The following is a 21052-nucleotide window of genomic DNA, read 5'->3' as shown; positions in this document are numbered from 1 at the left end:
TTGAAATCTATTTTTACTGCTTTATTCGCTCTCTTATCGTAGAAAGGTTATCATCCATAATCAACTTACCATCTTTAAAAACAGTTTTTAGTAATCCTTGTTTTTCGTCTTCTAAAGAACATTGATCTTTTAGATGAATTCGACCTTCAGACTCATACAACTGCACCAAGCCTTTTGCAGATTTTTTAGTACCGTCATCAGTAATAGGATCTTTAAAAATTTCTCTTCCCTCTCCGTTTACTTCTACATAGGTTGCTTTCATGGCAAAACCAAAAGTATCTCTAGTATTATATTGATACGTAAAACTTCCAATCCCGAGAACTACATTAGTAGAAGCAAACCCTTTTTCTTTAAGACGTTCACAAATCTGGGTAGCCCTATCTATTGTAATACTATCTCCATAAATCGCTCCTATTTTAGGATTCAATACCTTATACCCTTGTGCATTAATGGTACCTCCAAACTCATCCCATAGCAACTCGACAACTCCTTTCGCAACAACTTCATTTTCATGTTCGCATCCGCAAATAATATCTACAGGATCTCCAGAATCAGGACGAATAACTAGTTTACCATCTCGATTTAATATCTCGTCTTTTAGCTCAGGTAGATATTCTGTGAGAACTTTCCATAAATCCCATGTATCTGAAACTACTGATAATATTCCTGTAGCATATGTTTTTAAAAGTCTTCTAAAAGTTCCGATTTCATCGTCTTTACTTCCAGCGCACATTACACTATGTTCAGTTGCATTTACACTACCTATAACTAATTCTTTTGTTACATCTGTATTGTAATATAATTCATAAGCTTTAGCGACTGGTAAGGTATCACTTCCTGAAAAGGAAAGAGCATGCCCCATCCCACTGATAATAGCAGATTCAGTACCAGACATTCCACGCATTGAAAAATCGTGTCCTTGCCACGTTATAAACTCTAAATTTTCTTTATCGGTTTCTGTAGCATACTTGCTAAGAATCTTTTGATATTGCTTTGCTATAGTCGCAGACGTACAAGGTTGCCAAATAATGCTAGAAAGTAATGTTTCCAAATAATTCGTTAACCAAAAAAATTCAGGTTTGGTATTTACCAAGGTAAACATAGGAACGCGAATTGGTACTTCAGTACCTTCTGGCAATGCTTTTATTTCTATTGGTAAATATCCTAAATCGTGAAGCTCACCGATGTGCGAAACATCGTAGTCAACACCTAAATAATTATCTACATATTTTTTATATTCTGAAACAACATCTTCCTTAGGTAAATCGAAAAAATTCTCATTAAATCGTTTAATAAGATATTCTTTTATAAAATATTGTAGTCCGAAAAAAACGACATGATCAATCCCTTCAATTCTACTTTTTCTTGGAGTCCAATTAGAATACACTAAAGTAGTTCCTGCTGGATATTGTTCTTTGTGACCTAATTTATAACCGTCTGTCAATAATAGTGGATTCATATTTTATTTATTTTGCGTTAATTATACGCAAATATAGTTTTTAATTTTAAAACACCGAAATATTTAGTGATATTTTTATAAATATCAAGTGACAAATCATGTAGTTAACGATTATTTTCTAGATAAGTTTTGAATATATGTTGAAAATGAAGTAAGCTTACTTTTTTATGCTCTAATATATCACCCTTTCCGTATTTTTCGTAATACGTATCTCCTTTATTCTCAAAAAATCGAATTCCCTTTATAACTTCAGCGTTTTCATCAGTATGTATATAACCTTTGTATATTTCTGGTTCTTCTCGCCTTACCTCTTCCTTTGCCATTTGAACAGCATATAAGTCTATAAAATCTTCAAAAAATGTTTCTATATTCTTTGTAAGAAACATTTTAGGATTACTAAAATACATACTATTTATATCCATTAGATTCATCCCATTTCCTATGTTTTCAAATTCTTTATAGCCGTAACCATAGGTATTCCCTTCCTGATCGTATATAAAAAACGTAGTATCAGAAAGCAGTTTTTGTGGTTCTCCGATGACAAAATAATATAATCCTATTGTTTCTTGGTTTAGTTCTTGTTTGGTTATCCAGGTATTATCTTCTCTGTACAACTGTAGTTCCAGATTTTCTCCTGACATTTCCATAGTTGGTGACTTTATATATATCCGATCATCATCTAAAATGATATGAATTCTTTGATAAAAGTGCATTGCAAAAACATCCACAAATAAAGCAATGGTTTTAGCATTTTTTATTTTTCTTGTCAATAAACCTGACTTTATTTCTTCATAACGATACCCATCAACTATTTTTTCATTTTCATAGGTTGATTTTATATTTAGTTTTGGTTTATACCGATTTTTAAGATACATATTGTATGCTTCCTCAGTCATTTCTTCAGTAGCTTCCATTTCTTCAGATTCCTCATTTAATGCCATTTGATAAATATCTAATGAATATTGAAATTTGGGTTTTCCTTTTTCGTAATAATCCACCCTTGGAAACTCTGAATCCCCTTTGGAAAAATATCCTTCGTACGGTATTCCATCCTTGTAAATACCTTTATACTTATCCTGAGGTTTATCAACGATTATAAAGGAATCATATTCTATGAAATCTTCCATATGTTGTGCATTTATACTATTAGATATAATAATACTTAGAAACCATACCAAAGTACCCTTTATAGCCTTTTTATCTGCGGTATTTACTAAGCCCTTCATGATTATCATATATTCTATTTTTTTGAAAGGATAAAAGTCTTTATTATTTTAATTTAGAACTACCCTGTTTTCAGTTAAACTTATATTTTTCATAAGCTAATAACCACAAGAAGTGACTACTAAATAGATTTTGAAACTATGTTAACTTTTTTACAACCGCCCTACTTTTGAAGAATTTCTTACACTTATTGGTCAACCATTAATTTCGTGTTAAAAAAGTTAATTTAGACTTAAATAGAAAAAGTTCATATTCTACAATTCCTTCAAATAAACCATAAAAATCAGATAAATAGCACTTTTTTTAGTATCAAAAAACACTTCACATTAGAAACACATCAAGACTTAGAAAAACCTTACAATTCGTAACAGAAACAACTTACACACTAAAATCTTTCCTACGAACGTTTTTAAATATGCATAAGAGAATATGATGGAATACGTACCTTTTATTCTACATATTCTTGTTTTAGAAATCTGATTTACCAATGTGCCTATTTTGGTGAATATCTCAGATTTAGAACTGGATTTACTGTCGTTGGATATGCAGCATACATGATTTTTTGACTAGAACATGGTATTTACCCTTTTCAAAAGAGGCAAATACTTAATTACTCATAAAACAAACTTAAACCAATGATATCTCTTTATTTCAGCTCCGATTGATTGAAGTTTTCACCGACAAAACTCAACATCATCTTAAAACCACTCCTATTCATGAAAACCTTTACCCTAAAGTTAGCTATTACTATTAGCTTTTTACTTTGTTTTTCTTCTATATATAGTCAAGCTCCTGGATGTCCTAATTTAGATGCTGGGCCAGATCAAAGCACAGATTGCACAAATCTTTGTGTAGAGCTTTCAGCGAATTTTTTAGAAACCGGACTTACCACTAGCTACGAAGTATCATCGGTTCCTTATGCGCCTCCATTTCCTTTTACAGGACTTGCCAATCCTATAAGTCTTGGTGTAGATGATATTTGGTCAGGTGTTATCGATTTACCTTTTAATTTTTGTTTTTTTGGAGATACTTATAATCAGATTCAAGTTGGTTCAAATGGTGTGATACGACTTGAAGTGGATGCTTTAGACCAAAGTAATGAATGGCAATTTAATGAGGATTTACCCGAAAACTTGAATCCAACTCTGGGCGAAGCTAATATTTTTGGAGTAGCTCATGATATTGATCCCTCTATTACCAGTACTTCTCCCGAAATTGGATGGGAATTATTAGGAACTTCTCCTTGTAGAACTTTAGTTGTTTCCTACTCTTCCGTAGCTCATTTTAGCCCTAGTTGTAATAGCTTAACCTCTACTTTTCAGATGGTACTTTATGAAACTACCAATGTTATCGAAGTATATGTAGAGGATAAACCTTTTTGTACATCATGGAATAGTGGAAATGCAGTCATTGGAATACAAAATAATCCAGGAACTGTGGCATTTGTTCCTCCAGGTAGAAATACCTCCGATGGTCCTTTTGACATTAGTAACGAAGCGTGGAGATTTACTCCAAATGGGGATCCTAATTATGAAATTTCTTGGTTTGATTCTTCAGGAATGGAAATTGGTGATACCTCTACTATCAGTGTTTGTCCAAACACGGATACTACCTATACTGCTGAGATTGTATATACCAATTGTGATGGTGAGCAAATAACTTTAACAGATGATGTGACCGTTACCGGAACCGATTCTCCGAATGCTGGCGAGGATGGATCTTTAGATATTTGCCCAACTAGTCCACCAATGGATTTATATACGCAACTTACTGGAATTACTCCTACCATTGGTGGTACTTGGACACCGCCATTGGCAAGTGGAACTGGAGTTTTTGATCCTTCTGTAGATCCTCCTGGTATCTATACATATACCGTTACCGGAACGAACTGCCCTGATGATTCAGCCAATGTAACTGTAACATTAATTAGTGCGCCGAATGCAGGAGAGTCTGAAACATTAGATATATGCGAAACAGATGCTCCCATTGATCTCTTTACTATTCTTGGAGGAACACCAGATACCGGAGGAACTTGGTCTCCAACACTTAGTAGTGGTACCGGTATATTTACTCCTGGAACGGACCCTGATGGAATTTATACCTATACCATCGATTCTGGAAATGGATGTGGTAATGACAGTGCAACAGTTACCGTGCAAGCTGTCCCCTTACCTACCATCTCTGCAGTTACTACGCAATGTAGTAATGGCACTTATGAAATTACCTATCAAACAGGAGCTAATATTTCGGTTACTGCCTCTGCAGGAACCGTAGATATGACGAATAATATCATTTTCGATATCCCATTTGATACAGAGGTTGTTATCACTATTACCTCCTCAATTGTAAGTACTTGTTCGATTACAGAAACTGTGATGTCACCAGACTGTTTTTGTCCGCAAGTAGTATTCGATACTCCTTCACCGATATGTATTGATGAGACTGGACAGCCAGTTGATGGGGAATCGTTTCCAGTTTTAGAAACAAATCTGGATCCTTCTCTTTTTTCCTTTGTTTGGAGCTTAGATGGAATAATTATTCTTGGTGCTGCCGGTTCTTCATTCATTGCAGAAAATCCCGGAGAATATTTAGTTGAATACACGAGTAATACCGGTGGTACTTGCGCTGGAGAAGCTTCTGTAACGGTTAATTTTACTGAAGGACCTGAGTCGTTATCTCTTAGTCTTACCAATGGCCTTTTTTCTAGTGAAAACGGTATTCTTGCAACGGTAACAGGTGGTAGTGGTCCTTATGAATTCTCTTTGGATAATGGATTTTATCAGGACAGCAACCTTTTTTCTAATGTTTCTTTGGGTACTCACACAGTAACTGTTAGAAATACAGATGGATGTGGCGAACTTACAGCTACTATTCTGGTTATAGGTTTTCCAGCTTTTTTTACTCCAAACAATGACGGTTTTAATGATTTCTGGAATGTTATTTCTGATAATACCGTACCGGATATGGATTTATTTATTTTTGATCGATATGGAAGATTGCTTGCTCAAATAGACCCTAATGGACAAGGATGGGATGGAATATACAATGGCATACCTATGCCAGGAACCGATTATTGGTTCGTAGCTGAAATGAAAGATGGATCTGAAACCTATAGAAGTCATTTTACCTTAAGAAGATAATGAGCTAATTGCGTCCTTTTTCGTCTGGGTATAGGGTTGGTAATGAATCGCTCTGCCAGAATTCTTTGGTATCGATATCCAAAATGGTAAGTTTTCCAGTAAATGCTGCTCCTGTATCTATATTCCATAGATTATATGCTTTAATCGGAGTATCTCTTTTATAATCTGTTGTGGGCGTATGTCCGATATAAATTTCTTTATAGTGATTGAATCGTTTTGGACTTGTTAACACATCATCTAATGTCTTTTCGTCGACTTTATCAGCCAACAATGCTGCTTCCCACAACGTTCTATCCCAATAATAATTGGATTCATATTCTTCTCTATCTACCCCATGCATTGAGGTAAAACCTGCATGTAGGAACAATCTATTTTGATCATCAATATGATAATTCTTTAGGGCTTTTAAAAAGAAGTTTTTATGTTCAAAATTCGCTAAGTGGCCAGATCTGATATAACTCTGTATGGTTTCTTCTCCCCCATTAGCAAGCCAAACAGGATTTGTTGCACCTTTCTGCAACCACAAACCACACCAAAGATCATGATTCCCTCTTATGAATATACATTCATTAGTATTAGATAATTCTATCAGTTTATGAATCGTTTCTGCAGATTGACTCCAACCATCTACATAATCTCCTAAAAAAATCAATGTATCTTCTTTTGTTACGTTGGCACGTTCTAAAACTTGAAGCAATGCTTTATAACCTCCGTGTATATCTCCAATTACAAGTGTTCTCATTCTTCTAACTTATACATTATATCGGTTCTAAGTACATATTTCTCTCCGGATAGAATTGGTTTTCCTTCATGTCGTAAAGGATGATGAAACAATAACGCATCTCCGATCTCAGGGTGGATGGTAATACCATTTTCAAAATGAGTTTCTCCTCCTTCGAAATCCTGATTAAGATATATCAAAAATGAAAAGAAGCTACATTCTTTCTCATTACGTCTATAACTACCGTCTCTGTGCATTTTAAAACGTTGCCCTTCTTCATATTTATAGATACGAAACATTTCATTAAGTCCACATGCCTTGTACTTCCCTAAAGTTGAAACCACTTGAGACTCCATCTTTTTCCATAATTGATCCGCCAATAACTGATCTTTGAATAAGATTCGTTGATTATTACGAATTCCTTTTATTTTAACTTGCCTACCATCTATAGCTACTTTTGCTTCTTCAAAAGAAACCTGTTCTCCTTTCTCTATAAAATGATCACATTTTTCTTTGCTTAAAAATTCTTTAATTAAATATATTTCTGGATGTAGTACTTCTTTAATCATTTATTTCGATTTTAAGACCTATGAGGTTTGGAAAACCTGATAGGTCTCATTACTTTCAAGTCTTAAACTCAATATATTCTGGAGGTACGGTATCCGTTAACCAAACTCCATTATCTGATTGATAGAATTCGATTCCATTTCTATACATTTCTCCTGATCGTATGGATAATATGATAGGAACACCTCTTCTTGCTCCTACACTTGTAGCAGTTTCTCTTTCTTCACTCAAATGAACATGATGTCTACTCATTTTTAGTAAGCCTTGTTTCTTAATGGCTTCTCTAAATTTACCTACCGTTCCATGATATAAGAACTCTGGTGGTTCTATGGGAGTATACTCTAAATCAACCCTAATCGAATGCCCCTGATTCGCTCTGATTTTGGTTTCATCATCATTAAAAGCAAATCGTTTTTTATCATTTGTTTCAACAACTTCTTTTAATATTTCTGGAGTAAGTTGATGATGATCTTTATTCGCTTTTTCCAGTAACTCATTTACATCTGCCCATCCATTTTCATCTAGTACTAATCCTATTTTTCTAGGATTATGCCTAAGGATAAGGCTTAAAAACTTACTTATTTGTTTATTATTTGTTTTCATGTGTTCTAATCATTCCTTTTAATTCTTCATTTTCAGGATGGACATATTTCTTTCCAAAATATGCTTTCGTTATCCTGATTTCTCCTACTATATGGTTATTAAATTCCTGTAATTCTTCTGCGGGAACCCATAATTCGTTATGAATCGGTCCTCCTACATTTTCAATCTTATATTTTGAAATAAATTCCGCATTCATATCAAATGCTGTTACAAAACCTGAATATCCAGAACCTTCATCATCCAAATTCCATTTAGTAGCGATTTCTATAGCATACGCTTCGTTCATCACAGGATAAAAGATAGGTTGCCAATTCAATCTTGGTGGAAACTGCTTCCAGTTACTATGATGAATTAGCTCTAATTCTTTTAATCCAACGGGTCTGTATAAAGTTTTTGTTTTCATTTTTCTGTTGTCCTTATTTTTCTTTTTTCCATTGCCGAACCCTTCGACGAGCTCAAAATGACTAACAAAAAAGTCTAGTCTTATGAATTTTTAACTAAAAATATCTTTCTCTCCACTAAATTAAATTAAAACCATTTTGAAGTATTGGGACTTACAGTTTTCATAGAAAAACCGATTTTTACATTTTCATTCAGGTCTTACAAAAATTTAATTTTACGTTTCGCTCACTTCATTTTTTACGTTGAAATTTCAATAGGACATTTTATATTAATATTTATTTTCTTTAATAATCTTCCGATATATTTTAAAATTCACCTCATCGTAGCACACGAATAGTACTTCTTTCATATGTGTCAGATTCGGGTCATTTGTTACCGTATGAATAGCTATATTGGCGGCCAATTCTTTTGGAAACTTATAAATTCCTGTACTGATATTTGGAAAAGCAATTGTTTTACAATCATTCTCCACTGCTAGTCTTAGTGAATTGCTATAACATTTAGATAAAGTCTCCTCTTTATCTTTTCCTCCATTATTCCAAACTGGTCCAACAGTATGAATAACATACTTCGCAGTAAGATTACCGGCAGTAGTAATAACTGCTTCTCCTGGATTACATTTTCCTTGTGTTGCTCTGATTTTTCTACAAGCTTCTAAAATCTCAACTCCTCCTTTTCTATGTATAGCTCCGTCTACACCACCACCTCCTAATAAAGAGGTATTGGCTGCGTTGACAATTGCATCTACTTCAAAAGTTGTAATATCCGCTTGTAGTACTTTTAGTTTCATTTCTAAATAGGTATCTGTCGTTTTTCTCTATAATCCACTAACGTTCTTCTATAATCGGCTAATCTAGCGCTAAACTCTCCTACGGTATTTGTGTTTTTTATATACTCATAATAGGTGTTCTTCTTCATCACATTTTCTAACTTAAAACTCCAGTAAATAGTCATTAATGGATTGATCCATAATTCGCTTCCTTTGGTTCTTGATGTTCTGTGATAATCTCCATAATTTCCTTCTAAGGCACTTATAATTGAATTGGAAACAATGCTTTCCATTCCTTTCATTTTAGTATCTACAAAATCAATAGCCTCTTTATATTTTTGACCTTCGGTCATAGAATTCAATACCTGAAAAGACCCCAAATAAGCCTGTTCTCTATCTAATTCTGCCAGATTTTCTAGAAATCTATAATGTGAAACTCCATGATAATGATCCACACCAAATCCTACACTCAATAATAATTTCTTATCCACTTTGGTCTGAAATACTGCAGCCATAGAACAAATATCTTCTTGAGGAGTTCCTAATCCTTCTTCATCTCCAAACATTAAACAATCAGTGCCTCCATCTACCAGAATTACAGTATCTATTTCATGTTTATCTACTAAAAACTGATAAGCATCTTTTAAGGGTTGTACAGCAGTTCTTTCAAACGCATAGATATCTACCAAAATTCCCTGTAGATGAAACCATAACTTTAAATATTTCTCTGGAAAATATCTTGGAAAAGCGTAAATCTGATCTCCTGGACTTATCTTGTAACAAAATGGAAATACTGATTCGGACGTGGTATCATTTAATCTGGTGAATGAATAATTCGCAATGGTTACTTTTTTCCTTTGTTTTATTAGACTAAAGTACAGTGGTATTGCTGCGTAAATATCAAAACCACCTCCCATTCCTGCTAAAAGAATATTATTACTTCCTTCTATTTCCTGAAAAAAAGGTATTTTATCTAAAGTATACATAGCTTTATTAGTTTAAATTTTTATTAAACCTTTCTATTAAATCCTCTATATCTTCAAATCTAGCTAATTGAAATTTCCAAGTTTCTGGTATTGCATCATATCCAAAGTATATTCCCGCTAAACCACCTGTAATAGCAGCAGTAGTATCAGTATCTTCTCCTAAATTGATTCCTTTCAAAACTGCTTCTTCAAACGAATTTGAAGTAAGTAGACACCAAAAACTTGCCTCAAGGGATCTCAACACGTATCCTGTACCTTTGATATTAAATCGATCTTGTTTTGAAATATCCTCTTCCAATATTCTTGAGAAAAGGGAAATCTCTTTTGGATTAAAATCATTTTGCCCAGCAAAATCTAGAATGGGTTGCTTTATATTTTCATATGCTTCAAACTTATCCAATCCGTTTAGAAGTAATAAGACATATTCAACATAGATAAAACATGAAAAAACCGAGCGCAAATGTCCATGTGTAATAGAAGACACTCTTTTAATCACATCATACCTAATTTCAATATCTTCTTCACTCTTCAAATAATAAGCTAATGGTAAAATTCGCATTAAAGACCCATTACCGTTGGAGTATTCATCTAATCCACCACATAAATCAGGTCTCATTCCTCTTTTGTATTGATAAATCGCGTTTTTAGTTGTTATACCAATATCAAATACAAAACCTCTAGGCGTCCATAAATTCTCATAAAACCAAGCCGCATACTTAGATGCAATATCCTCTAAATCATATCCATTACATAAACTATCCATTAGACAAAATGTTAGTGAGCTATCATCTGACCAAGTTCCTGGCGGTTGGTTATGAGTACCATAACCAATCATATCTCGAGCAGGTCTCTTATCCATTTGATCACGATCCAGAAACTCATAAGGTACTCCCAGCGCATCACCAACAGCTATTCCAAATATTCCTCCTTTTATATGTTCTAACATTGTTTTCATTTCTACCATTCTTTTTACCTAATTCCAATGTTTTGTTGTATACTTTCAGATACCGCATACACTTTCTCATCCGGAACTAGTCTTTTCGCTTCTTTATATTTTCCTTTTTTAATCAGATCTTTTATTTTTCGTGTCAAGGGAGTCAAATCCACTATTTCCTGGATCCATTCCTCATTATACTCTTTGATCAGATCGCTACCAATTCCAACTTGTATGGATCGTATGTCCATTTTGGCTCCTTTCAGCGTTCTTTCGGGATCCCATTGAATATGCACTTTTGCATTTTCAAACGCTTGTTTCCATACCGATCCACTTTTATAAATAGTTTTATCCGGATCCGTCAACACCCCTAATGACAATGCTTTCTCCCAACCTGTTCTTGTTATTTTTATGGCAAGGATATATTCCTGATTGGATTTTGTTCCCCAATTACTTCTAGCCATTAACCATAAATAGGAAGGTTTTATCCAAGTCATTCTATGAAAAGAAAATGGAGCTTCGAACTTATTATGCTGAATTGCAGGTAAGGCAATAGCTTTACTATATGCCTGATACACTGTAATTATTTCTCTATCATAGTTTGCTCGTATTTCCTGAACTCTTCCCATCTTCAATTCTTTATTTCAATTTCAAATACTTGTTTAATTCCTCATTCTCAAAAAGCATTGGTTTTTCCAAAGGCGTCACTAATTGTTCTAAATCTCCTGATTTTACAAACTCATATTGTTCGTTAACAAAACCCGAGATATCCTCGATCTCTAGAATATCATCTTTAGCAAAGGATCTTATAAATTCCTTTCTTAATCCTATTTGAATGGCTCTCCTTTCTAATTTAGCTCCATACGGATTATGATCAGGATCCCATTGCAATCGAACATTGGATTTGGCTACATCTGTTTGCCATAATTCAAACGATTCGTATAAATCAGGTTTAAAAGATGAATACACAGCATTCTCTAAATACTTCTCAAAAGCTGTTCTTTTTAAATGAATCGCTAAGACTACTTCCTGCCCTTCTTTAGTTCCCCAACCATTTCGATACATCATCCAAAGAAAATTAGGTTTTATCCATGTCATTCTTTCCAGACTGAAAGCACCTCCAAAGAATTGATTTTGTACTGCAAAATTTCCAATTTCTGGTCTATAGGATTGATACACTATAATTTTCTCATCATCATACTGCGCCATGATATGATATCCTTCTTGTGGCCAGTATGGTTCTTGTTCTCTATATTTTTTTAATTCAAGTTTCATTTTATCTATTATTATTTTCTTTTTCCATTACCGAAAAAAGAAACAAAAAAGTCTAGTCTTATGAAATTTCAACTAAAAACATCGTTCTCTTCTCTAAACTAAATTAAAACCTTTTTGAGTTACTTGAACTTTAAGTTTTCATAGGAAAACAAGTTTTTAAATTTATATTCTGATGCCACAAAAATTTAATTTTACGCTGCGTTCACTTCGTTTTTTACGTTGAAATTTCAATAGGACGAATTATTATTCTACTTTAACTTTCTTTATTTAATTCATCTCTTACCTCCATCAGTGCAAAACCTAGTAGGTTTTGTCCTCTCCATAAATTGGGGTTTTGTGCCTTTTCATTTGCTTGCCCCATGCCTATTCCCCATATACGATCTCTTGGACTTGCTTCAATAATGATTCTGTTCTTTGTATCCAGTAAAAATTGTTTCATTTCTTCATTCTGCGAAAACTTATGAAAATTTCCTTCTTTCACAATCTCATATTTATGCTGATTCCAAATCTCAGGATCAAAGTTTTTTACCTTTCTACCAAATTGTTTAGCTTCCATAGGATGATTACAGTCAATGATTTTTTGCAACATCGTCTCATCATTAAACAAAATGGCTTTCTTAGCCATCATCCAATGTTCTGCTGTTTTATAGCGTACTCCTTCTACCTCAAAAGCATTATTCCACCACTGACTAAAACAGCTTTTACCGATACTACCATCTTTATTAGGAGTATGTCCCCAAAAGAATAGATACTTCAGGCTTTTTCCTTTATTAAATTGTTCTTGTATATTTTGTATCGTATACTTCATTGTATTCTTTCTTTTATTTCACGAACCAATTCGTTTAAACTCATTACTTGTTGTATTCCATATCGTTCACAAACGATATCTACATTTCCTTTTCTCCAAAATCCATCAGGACAACAAACGATTAACTTTCCGCTTTTGGCAAACAATCCTAATTCCAATAAGGTAATAGGAGACTTTGTATTTTTATCAAAGTACATAGTGATCATATCCGATTTTTCTAATGCTTCTAACTCCCAGTTTACCTGTTTATTAAATACTGGATCATCGATAGTCTGTTTCCAACTTTGATCCCAACTATCCCTTCTTGGGTTGAGTAAGGTTACTTTTTCATTAGACAATTCTTGAATCACTATGTCTTGCCATCTTTTGGCAACACCAACTTCGATACTTCCTGCTAAAAAAACGCTGAAGTTTTTATCAAGTTCTATTGTAGATGGTGCTGTGATTAGGTTCATGGTTATATTATATTATATTTTACTTTATTCTTTTTTTCATTGTCAAACCCTTCGACAAGCTCAGGATGACTGTTTGATATTAGCTTCAATTATTTAACCATTGGAAACTGAACTACTCCATCTTCATGAACATCTTTAAAAGAATTGGTGGTAAAAACCATATCAAAAGATTTCTTTAGTTCTTCAAAACCTCTACTAAAAATCCCATGACTTACAATCAAACCTAATTTTCCTGCATTCTTTTCTTTTAAAGCAGTTGCCAATCCTAAAAATGTTCCTCCTCCATCACAGATATCGTCGACAATTACACAATGCTTTCCTTTTAAATCTTCCTCATATACTCTAAATCCAGATAACTTTCCTGTTTTTACATCTCTCTTCTTTGAACATTCTATCACTTCTATGCCTCCTAAATACTCAGATACTTTATAGATCTTTTTTAAAGCACCTCCATCTGGCGAAATCAATAACACCTCTTCATCAATATGATTCAAACACTGTTTTACAAACTCATAATTCTGAATCACATTTACATTATCCAATAATGCTGATGTCACTTCTGAATGTGGGTCAAACACCATTACTTCACTGTAATTCTGAGCATTTATAATATCTGCATATACCTTTACGCTTAATGCTTCACCAGAAACCATCACTCGATCTTGTCTAGCTGCTGGGAAGTAAGGAATCAACACCTTAATCTCTTTCACACCCATTCTTCGTAATACATCTGTAGCTACTAATAACAACCCCACATCATTAAATGAGTTTAATCGATGGGTAATCATTACTTCATTACCAACATTGTTTTCTGAGATTTTGATATGTGGTTCTCCTCCATTAAAAACAAATGCATTAAACTCAATTGACTTTCCAAAAGGTGTAAACGATGGATCTAAATGTAAAAACTTCATAATTGTGTTATTTTTACGCAAATTTAGAATAGAAAAATATATCTACAAAATATTTTGCGTAAAAATTACAATAAAAAGGGTTTTTGATGCATTTTAAATTATACCAATTATCAACCCTTCCATTTTTCTAAAGTAAATTTACTTTAGAAAAAACACCTTCCCTTCAAAGGGAAGGAACATATATAATAATTAAAAACTGTTGGATTATTTTATATCAAAAAGAAAGCCTTCTTCTTTTAGTTTGAAGTATTGTTTTTGATTGAATTTAAAGAGGTTTGCAGGTCTTCCTCTTCCTTCTGATACTTTTTCGGCTAATTCTTCTAAGATTCCAAAACTTAAAATCTTTTTGCGAAAGTTTCTACGATCGATTTGTTTATCCAAGATGGTCATGTAGAGTTTTTCAAGATCCGAAAACAAAAATTTATCCGCCAGCAAATCAAAACCTATGGGTTCATAGGTAAGTTTATTTTGTAATCGCTTTTTAGCCATATTAAGGATAGTAGCATGATCAAAAGCCAATTCAGGTAGTTCATTGATATCAAACCAAGCAACATCACTAGCATCTGTATCCGCCTTGATCGTATGATGTTCTGGTTTCACTAACCCAAAGTAAGTTACGCTGACCACTCTATTTCTAGGGTCTCTACCTGGTTTTCCAAAAGAATATAATTGCTCCAAATAGTCTACGGTAGCATTGGTTTCTTCTTTTAATTCTCGTTCTACTGCTTCTTCTAAGCTTTCATTTTCAAGAACCAAACCACCCGGCAACGCCCACGAATCTTTAAAAGGTTCTATATTTCTTTTTATTAATAACACATGTAATGTTTTGTCTTTATATCCAAAGACTACTGCATCTACCGCTACTTTAATATTTTGGCGTATCATATACGCAAATTTATAAAATTACTACCCTTTATAAAATAAAAACTCCCGAAGAATCATCTTCAGGAGTATTATTTAATCCTATTTGATTATATGTTTAAGCGTTCTGCTTCTTAATCAAATTCAACGCTGATCCTTCTTTAAACCATTCGATTTGAGCATTATTATACGTATGGTTTACTTCGATTATATCTTTGGACCCATCTGTATGTACAAACTCTAGACTTAATGTCTTTTCTGGTGCAAACTCATGTAAATCTAAGAAGTTAATGGTATCATCTTCTTGGATTTTATCATAATCACTTTCATTTACAAAAGTAAGTCCTAACATTCCTTGCTTTTTTAGGTTGGTTTCGTGAATACGAGCAAATGATTTTACAATAACAGCTACTACACCTAAATGTCTTGGCTCCATTGCTGCATGCTCACGTGAAGAACCTTCTCCATAGTTATGATCTCCAACCACAATCGTTGGAACACCTGCTGCTTTATAGGCTCTTTGTACCGTAGGCACTCCATCATACTCTCCTGTTAATTGGTTTTTTACAAAGTTTGTCTTTTTATTATAAGCGTTTACAGCTCCAATCAAACAGTTATTAGATATGTTATCTAAATGTCCTCTATAGCGTAACCAAGGTCCAGCCATTGAAATATGATCAGTAGTACACTTCCCAAAGGCCTTGATCAATAGTTTAGCTCCTTTGATTTGATCGCCAATAGGTTCAAAAGGAGTTAGCAATTCTAAACGTTCTGAATTTGGATCCACAACCACTTCTACTCCACTACCATCAGCAACTGGTTCTAGATATCCATTTTCTTCTACTTCGAACCCTTTTGGTGGTAATTCCCATCCTGTAGGTTCATCTAACATAACTTCTTCTCCATTTTCATTGATTAGCTTATCGGTGAGAGGATTAAAGTCTAAGCGACCTGCAATTGCAATAGCTGCCGTCAGCTCTGGAGAAGCTACAAAAGCGTGTGTATTCGGATTTCCATCAGCACGCTTTGCAAAATTTCTATTGAAAGAATGGACAATACTATTTTTAGGAGCGTTCTTTGGATCTTCATATCTCCCCCATTGCCCAATACAAGGTCCACAAGCATTCGTAAAAATCTTAGCATCCAATTTTTCAAAAACACTAAGAATCCCATCTCTTTCGGCAGTAAAACGAACTTGTTCAGAACCTGGATTAATTCCAAATTCTGCTTTTGTTTTTAATCCTTTATCTAATGCTTGCTGTGCAATGGAAGATGCTCTTGATAAATCTTCGTAAGAAGAGTTTGTACAAGAACCAATCAATCCCCATTCTACTTTTAGCGGCCAATCATTGGCTGTTGCTTTCTCTGTCATTGAAGAACCTACTTCGGTAGATAAGTCTGGTGTAAAAGGTCCATTAAGCAATGGGCCTAATTCAGAAAGATTGATATCTATCACCTGATCAAAATATTGTTCTGGGTTAGCATATACTTCTGGATCTGCAGTAAGGTATTCTTTCACTTCATTGGCAGCATCAGCAACATCTGCTCTATCGGTAGCTCTTAAGTAGCGTTCCATAGACTCATCGTATCCAAAGGTAGAAGTGGTAGCACCTATCTCTGCACCCATATTACAGATAGTTCCTTTACCTGTACAAGACATTGCCGTTGCACCAGGTCCGAAATATTCTACAATAGCTCCTGTTCCTCCTTTTACAGTAAGAATTTCTGCTACTTTTAGAATTACATCTTTGGGAGCTGTCCATCCTGATAATTTACCTGTTAAGCGTACTCCGATTAGCTTTGGAAATTTAAGTTCCCAAGGCATTCCTGCCATTACATCTACAGCATCTGCCCCTCCAACACCTATGGCTACCATTCCTAATCCTCCTGCATTTACCGTATGCGAATCTGTACCAATCATCATTCCCCCAGGAAACGCATAATTTTCTAATACTACCTGATGAATAATTCCTGCTCCTGGTTTCCAAAAACCGATACCATATTTATTAGATACAGACTCTAAAAAGTTAAAAACCTCGTTACTATTATTTAAAGCGGTTTGTAAATCTACTGTAGCTCCTACTTTTGCCTGAATCAAATGATCACAATGTACCGTAGTTGGCACAGCCACCTTTTTCTTTCCAGCTTGCATGAACTGTAATAATGCCATCTGTGCAGTTGCGTCCTGACATGCTATACGGTCCGGTGCAAAATCCACATAATCTTTACCTCTGGTAAAAGCACTTTTAGCTTTACCATCCCAAAGATGCGAATACAAAATTTTCTCTGCTAATGTTAATGGTTTACCCGTTACCTCACGGGCAGCGTCTACTCTTTCAGCAACTTGAGCATACACCTTTTTAATCATATTAATATCGAATGCCATAAGACTAATATATATTTCCGTTAATTTTAAATTAGGTATTGAAAGATACGAAATATAGCAGGACTACGAAATGGTATTATGAAAATAGAATGATTATAAAAAGAGTATTTAATCTACTGAAGAATTCTAGTTAAAAAATTAACTTAATGATACCATAACAGCAAATCATTTGTCATAAAAAAAGCCTTACTATTTTCATAATAAGGCTTTTGTTATATTCACGAATAGCTATTAAACCACTAATTGTTTTTGAGAAGGTTTGAACTTCGTTAATACAATCCCTTTAACAGCTGCTTGATATTCTTCTAATGTTGGAGTTCTTCCTAAAATTGAAGATAACACTACTACTGGTGTTGATGATAATAAAGACTCTCCTTTTTTCTCTTTTGAATCTCTAACAACACGACCTTGGAACAAACGTGTTGATGTTGCCATTACCGTATCTCCTGGTTCTGCTTTCTCCTGATTACCCATACACAAGTTACATCCTGGACGCTCTAAATACAATACATTTTCATATTTGGTACGTGCTGCAGCTTTCGGCGCAGCATCATCAAATACAAAGCCAGAATATTTAGCTAACACATCCCAATCTCCTTCTGCTTTTAACTCATCTACGATATTGTAGGTTGGAGGTGCAACTACTAATGGAGCGTTAAATTTAACTTCACCTTGTTGTGCTTCTATATTTTTTAGCATTTGTGCTAAAATCTTCATATCACCTTTGTGAATCATACAAGATCCTACAAAGCCTAAATCAACCTTCTTTGTTCCACCATAAAACGATAGCGGCTGGATATTATCATGTGTATAACGCTTAGAAACATCTTCATTATTAACATCTGGATCTGCAATCATTGGTTCAACGATCTTATCTAAGTCAATAACTACTTCTGCATAATATTTAGCATCAGCATCTGGTCTTAAGGCTGGTCTATTTCCTGATTCAATTTCTGCAATACGATTGTTCGCCTTGTCCACTAAACCTTGTAATACTTGCTTCTCATTATCCATTCCCTTGTCAATCATAATTTGAATACGATCTCTAGAGATTACTAATGATTCGATTAACGTTTCATCTTCAGAAATACAGATAGATGCTTTCGCTTTCATTTCAGCTGTCCAATCTGTAAATGTGAAGGCTTGATCAGATGTAAGTGTACCAATATGTACCTCGATAATTCTTCCCTGGAAAACATTTTCACCTTCAAATTGATCCAACATTTGTTGTTGCGTAGCGTGTACTACATCACGGAAATCCATATAAGGAACCATATCTCCTTTAAATGTCACTTTCACCGACTCAGGAATCGGCATGGTAGCCTCTCCTGTTGCTAATGCTAAGGCCACTGTTCCCGAATCCGCTCCAAAAGCAACTCCTTTTGCCATTCTTGTATGAGAATCACCACCAATGATTACATCCCAATCATCTACAGCGATATCATTTAATACCTTATGTATCACATCGGTCATTGCATGATATACTCCTTTTGGATCACGCCCTGTAATGAGACCAAAGTCATTCATAAACTTCATTAATCTTGGAATATTAGCCTTTGACTTATCATCCCATACAGAAGCTGTATGACATCCTGATTGATATCCAGCATCTACAATAGGTGAAATGACAGTAGCAGCCATCATTTCTAACTCTTGAGAAGTCATTAAACCAGTAGTATCCTGAGATCCAACAATATTTACTTCTACACGAGTATTAGATCCAGCATGTAACGTAACTCTTGGAGTATTTCCTACAGCATTTCTATTGAAAATCTTTTCTACAGCGGTTAACCCTTGTCCTTCTATAGAAATCTCTTTAGAAGGCGCATATACTTGAGGCACCTCAATACCCAAAGCTTTACATGCAAAAGTTTGTAATTTTTTACCAAAAACAACAGCATAAGAACCTCCTGCTTTGATAAACTCCATTTTCTGAGGAGTTAACGCAGTAGAAATATCTTTTAATTCTGTACCTCCGTTATATAATTTCTTTTCTTTTGTATTGATGGTTAAAACTGTACCTGTTTTAACAGAATATACTTCTTTTAAGATTGGATCACCCTCTTCATCTACAATGGTGTTTCCATTTTCATCTTTTTGCTTTACCCAGTTTTTAAGATCGATACCAATACCTCCTGTTACACCAACAGTAGTTAAGAAAATTGGAGCAATACCATTGGTTCCTGCAATTACCGGAGCGATATTAATAAATGGTACATATGGACTTGAAGGAATACCTGTCCATAATGCCACGTTATTTACACCTGACATACGAGAAGATCCAACTCCCATCGTTCCTTTTTCGGCAATTAACATGACACGCTTATCTGGATGTTGCTTTTGTAATGCTAATAGTTCATTTTGCATATCTTTATTGTGCTCGAACATAGATTGTCCGTGTAATTCACGATCCGATCTAGAATGCGCATCTGCACCAGGAGATAGTAAATCCGTAGAAATATCTCCAACTCCAGCTATATATGTTACAACTTCTATTTTCTCCTCTACTTCAGGTAATTTTGTAAAGAATTCTGCTTTTGCATAACTTTCTATAATGTCTTTAGCAATTGCGCTTCCTAATTTCATGGCCTCCTCTAAACGCTCTGTATCAGCTTCGTACAAGAATACTTGAGTTTTTAGAACTTTAGCCGCTTCATCTGCAATTGATGCATCAGATCCTAATGCTAAATCTAAAAGAACTTCTACAGAAGGACCTCCTTTCATATGAGATAATTGCTCAAAGGCAAAAGCAGGTGAAATTTCTTCAACCACCGTTTCGCCCAGAATAATTTCTTTAAGAAATTTTGCTTTTACACCAGCGGCACTTGTAGTACCTGGTAATGTGTTATAAATAAAAAACTTTAGAGAATCTTCTCGATGAGAATTATCTTTATCCTTGATTTGCGAAATAATCTCGCTTAATAACTCAGCTCCATCAATTGGTTTTGGATGTAAACCTTGAGATTTTCTTTCTTCAATCTCTTTGATGTAATCATTATAAGTGTTCATACAATTTAAAATAGAATTCTTTCCTGGTTTAATCTAAAATGCTAAGGATATAAATAAAATTCTCTTGTTACTGCTAAAAAGTATCACAATTTTGATTCTTTGATAGCATCTTTAAAAACTGTATACTCCGCAGAGAAATAGATACGATCCTTACATTTTATGTTTACTTTATCATCTGTTTTTAACTATAAAAGCTAAACACAAAAATTTATATCGATTCATTAAAAACGAATGCTACTAGTATATAAAGAAAACCCTTTGCTGTAGATTTTTCATTATACTTTTCGTACTCGCGAAACTAAATCTTAAATCGCTAAAATTTATGTAATGACAAGTCCGACGAAAATACAAATTTTAAAGGATTTTTATGAAATGAAAAGCTCCAATGATATTTTTTTACATTATTAAAAAAAATATAGCATCTATTTATGTAAATCATTAATTATACTGGGGTTAAAATAGTAATCAACTAAAAAAATATCTAATATTTTACGCGTCATTTTATAGAATTACGAAAACGTTATAGTTAGTTGACAAAT

18 protein-coding genes are annotated in these 21052 nt (G+C 34.1%); 1 reads left to right on the top strand and 17 read right to left on the bottom strand.

Translation table 11 applies throughout. The annotated features are described in order from the left end of the window. Positions 1-13 precede the first annotated feature (13 nt). Together Q1B37_RS12445 and Q1B37_RS12440 are read right to left on the bottom strand one after the other, a co-directional pair. Positions 14-1459: a nicotinate phosphoribosyltransferase gene (locus Q1B37_RS12445; RefSeq protein ID WP_299899033.1), complete on the bottom strand. Its 1446-nt coding sequence runs from the start codon at positions 1457-1459 to the stop codon at positions 14-16. A 104-nt stretch (positions 1460-1563) separates the two neighbouring features. Beyond that, positions 1564-2685: a hypothetical protein gene (locus Q1B37_RS12440; protein ID WP_299899031.1), complete on the bottom strand. Its 1122-nt coding sequence runs from the start codon at positions 2683-2685 to the stop codon at positions 1564-1566. Between the two features lie 714 nt (positions 2686-3399). Here Q1B37_RS12440 and Q1B37_RS12435 point away from each other — a divergent pair. Further along, a complete protein-coding gene (locus Q1B37_RS12435; protein ID WP_299899030.1) occupies positions 3400-5823 on the top strand; it encodes a T9SS type B sorting domain-containing protein in 2424 nt (807 codons plus the stop codon). 4 nt (positions 5824-5827) lie between these two features. Here Q1B37_RS12435 and Q1B37_RS12430 read toward each other — a convergent pair whose 3' ends face one another. The 15 genes from Q1B37_RS12430 to Q1B37_RS12360 all read right to left on the bottom strand — a co-directional run bounded on the left by Q1B37_RS12430 (position 5828) and on the right by Q1B37_RS12360 (position 20513). Beyond that, positions 5828-6565 carry a metallophosphoesterase family protein gene (locus Q1B37_RS12430; protein ID WP_299899029.1) on the bottom strand — a complete coding sequence of 246 codons (738 nt, stop codon included), beginning with the start codon at positions 6563-6565 and terminating at the stop codon, positions 5828-5830. Then, positions 6562-7113: a 2OG-Fe(II) oxygenase gene (locus Q1B37_RS12425; protein ID WP_299899028.1), complete on the bottom strand. Its 552-nt coding sequence runs from the start codon at positions 7111-7113 to the stop codon at positions 6562-6564. The genes Q1B37_RS12430 and Q1B37_RS12425 overlap by 4 nt, the downstream gene beginning before the upstream one ends. 55 nt (positions 7114-7168) lie before the next feature. Beyond that, a complete protein-coding gene (locus tag Q1B37_RS12420) occupies positions 7169-7714 on the bottom strand; it encodes an RNA 2'-phosphotransferase (protein ID WP_299899027.1) in 546 nt (181 codons plus the stop codon). Then, complete coding sequence (locus Q1B37_RS12415) at positions 7701-8117, bottom strand: ADP-ribosylation/crystallin J1 (protein WP_299606883.1); 417 nt, start codon at positions 8115-8117, stop codon at positions 7701-7703. The genes Q1B37_RS12420 and Q1B37_RS12415 overlap by 14 nt, the downstream gene beginning before the upstream one ends. A 267-nt stretch (positions 8118-8384) precedes the next feature. Continuing rightward, positions 8385-8906, bottom strand: coding sequence for an O-acetyl-ADP-ribose deacetylase (locus tag Q1B37_RS12410; protein ID WP_299899026.1), 522 nt, complete (start codon positions 8904-8906; stop codon positions 8385-8387). Positions 8907-8908: 2 nt separating this feature from the next. After that, complete coding sequence (locus Q1B37_RS12405; RefSeq protein WP_299899025.1) at positions 8909-9871, bottom strand: DUF1152 domain-containing protein; 963 nt, start codon at positions 9869-9871, stop codon at positions 8909-8911. A 7-nt stretch (positions 9872-9878) separates the two neighbouring features. Beyond that, positions 9879-10826 (bottom strand): ADP-ribosylglycohydrolase family protein, encoded by a 948-nt coding sequence (locus Q1B37_RS12400; protein WP_366944322.1) that lies wholly within the window; start codon positions 10824-10826, stop codon positions 9879-9881. A 14-nt stretch (positions 10827-10840) separates the two neighbouring features. Continuing rightward, the gene (locus tag Q1B37_RS12395; RefSeq protein ID WP_299899024.1) at positions 10841-11434 is read right to left on the bottom strand and encodes a DUF4291 domain-containing protein; all 594 of its coding nucleotides are present in this window, start codon (positions 11432-11434) and stop codon (positions 10841-10843) included. A gap of 10 nt (positions 11435-11444) precedes the next feature. After that, entirely contained in the window at positions 11445-12080 is a 636-nt protein-coding gene (locus tag Q1B37_RS12390; RefSeq protein WP_299899023.1) for a DUF4291 domain-containing protein, read from the bottom strand. Positions 12081-12333: 253 nt separating this feature from the next. Continuing rightward, the gene (locus Q1B37_RS12385) at positions 12334-12888 is read right to left on the bottom strand and encodes an NADAR family protein (protein ID WP_299606876.1); all 555 of its coding nucleotides are present in this window, start codon (positions 12886-12888) and stop codon (positions 12334-12336) included. After that, positions 12885-13343, bottom strand: a complete 459-nt coding sequence (locus Q1B37_RS12380) for a nucleoside 2-deoxyribosyltransferase domain-containing protein (protein ID WP_299899021.1) — start codon at positions 13341-13343, stop codon at positions 12885-12887. Before Q1B37_RS12380 ends, Q1B37_RS12385 begins: the two co-directional genes overlap by 4 nt. A gap of 89 nt (positions 13344-13432) precedes the next feature. Next, positions 13433-14257, bottom strand: a complete 825-nt coding sequence (gene prs, locus Q1B37_RS12375) for a ribose-phosphate diphosphokinase (RefSeq protein WP_299899019.1) — start codon at positions 14255-14257, stop codon at positions 13433-13435. A 204-nt stretch (positions 14258-14461) separates the two neighbouring features. Further along, positions 14462-15142, bottom strand: coding sequence for an NUDIX domain-containing protein (locus Q1B37_RS12370; RefSeq protein WP_299606872.1), 681 nt, complete (start codon positions 15140-15142; stop codon positions 14462-14464). Between the two features lie 94 nt (positions 15143-15236). Then, the gene (locus Q1B37_RS12365; RefSeq protein ID WP_299899017.1) at positions 15237-17504 is read right to left on the bottom strand and encodes an aconitate hydratase; all 2268 of its coding nucleotides are present in this window, start codon (positions 17502-17504) and stop codon (positions 15237-15239) included. Between the two features lie 231 nt (positions 17505-17735). Then, on the bottom strand, positions 17736-20513 hold the full coding sequence (locus tag Q1B37_RS12360; protein WP_299899015.1) for a bifunctional aconitate hydratase 2/2-methylisocitrate dehydratase: 2778 nt from the start codon (positions 20511-20513) through the stop codon (positions 17736-17738). Positions 20514-21052: the final 539 nt, after the last annotated feature.

Source organism: uncultured Aquimarina sp. (assembly GCF_947492965.1).
In the GTDB taxonomy this organism is placed as follows: domain Bacteria; phylum Bacteroidota; class Bacteroidia; order Flavobacteriales; family Flavobacteriaceae; genus Aquimarina.
Note: the sequence above shows the minus strand (reverse complement) of the source record. Positions and strands in the feature narration are given on the sequence as shown.

What these genes read in the sequence shown, in the direction of transcription:
- prs (WP_299899019.1), bottom strand. Translation starts at nt 14,257, where the DNA reads ATGAAGTTTTTACATTTAGATCCATCGTTTACACCTTTTGGAAAGTCA.
- Q1B37_RS12405 (WP_299899025.1), bottom strand. Translation starts at nt 9,871, where the DNA reads ATGTATACTTTAGATAAAATACCTTTTTTTCAGGAAATAGAAGGAAGT.
- Q1B37_RS12390 (WP_299899023.1), bottom strand. Translation starts at nt 12,080, where the DNA reads ATGAAACTTGAATTAAAAAAATATAGAGAACAAGAACCATACTGGCCA.
- Q1B37_RS12430 (WP_299899029.1), bottom strand. Translation starts at nt 6,565, where the DNA reads ATGAGAACACTTGTAATTGGAGATATACACGGAGGTTATAAAGCATTG.
- Q1B37_RS12365 (WP_299899017.1), bottom strand. Translation starts at nt 17,504, where the DNA reads ATGGCATTCGATATTAATATGATTAAAAAGGTGTATGCTCAAGTTGCT.
- Q1B37_RS12380 (WP_299899021.1), bottom strand. Translation starts at nt 13,343, where the DNA reads ATGAACCTAATCACAGCACCATCTACAATAGAACTTGATAAAAACTTC.
- Q1B37_RS12440 (WP_299899031.1), bottom strand. Translation starts at nt 2,685, where the DNA reads ATGAAGGGCTTAGTAAATACCGCAGATAAAAAGGCTATAAAGGGTACT.
- Q1B37_RS12385 (WP_299606876.1), bottom strand. Translation starts at nt 12,888, where the DNA reads ATGAAGTATACGATACAAAATATACAAGAACAATTTAATAAAGGAAAA.
- Q1B37_RS12420 (WP_299899027.1), bottom strand. Translation starts at nt 7,714, where the DNA reads ATGAAAACAAATAATAAACAAATAAGTAAGTTTTTAAGCCTTATCCTT.
- Q1B37_RS12400 (WP_366944322.1), bottom strand. Translation starts at nt 10,826, where the DNA reads ATGAAAACAATGTTAGAACATATAAAAGGAGGAATATTTGGAATAGCT.
- Q1B37_RS12395 (WP_299899024.1), bottom strand. Translation starts at nt 11,434, where the DNA reads ATGGGAAGAGTTCAGGAAATACGAGCAAACTATGATAGAGAAATAATT.
- Q1B37_RS12360 (WP_299899015.1), bottom strand. Translation starts at nt 20,513, where the DNA reads ATGAACACTTATAATGATTACATCAAAGAGATTGAAGAAAGAAAATCT.
- Q1B37_RS12410 (WP_299899026.1), bottom strand. Translation starts at nt 8,906, where the DNA reads ATGAAACTAAAAGTACTACAAGCGGATATTACAACTTTTGAAGTAGAT.
- Q1B37_RS12425 (WP_299899028.1), bottom strand. Translation starts at nt 7,113, where the DNA reads ATGATTAAAGAAGTACTACATCCAGAAATATATTTAATTAAAGAATTT.
- Q1B37_RS12370 (WP_299606872.1), bottom strand. Translation starts at nt 15,142, where the DNA reads ATGATACGCCAAAATATTAAAGTAGCGGTAGATGCAGTAGTCTTTGGA.
- Q1B37_RS12435 (WP_299899030.1), top strand. Translation starts at nt 3,400, where the DNA reads ATGAAAACCTTTACCCTAAAGTTAGCTATTACTATTAGCTTTTTACTT.
- Q1B37_RS12415 (WP_299606883.1), bottom strand. Translation starts at nt 8,117, where the DNA reads ATGAAAACAAAAACTTTATACAGACCCGTTGGATTAAAAGAATTAGAG.
- Q1B37_RS12445 (WP_299899033.1), bottom strand. Translation starts at nt 1,459, where the DNA reads ATGAATCCACTATTATTGACAGACGGTTATAAATTAGGTCACAAAGAA.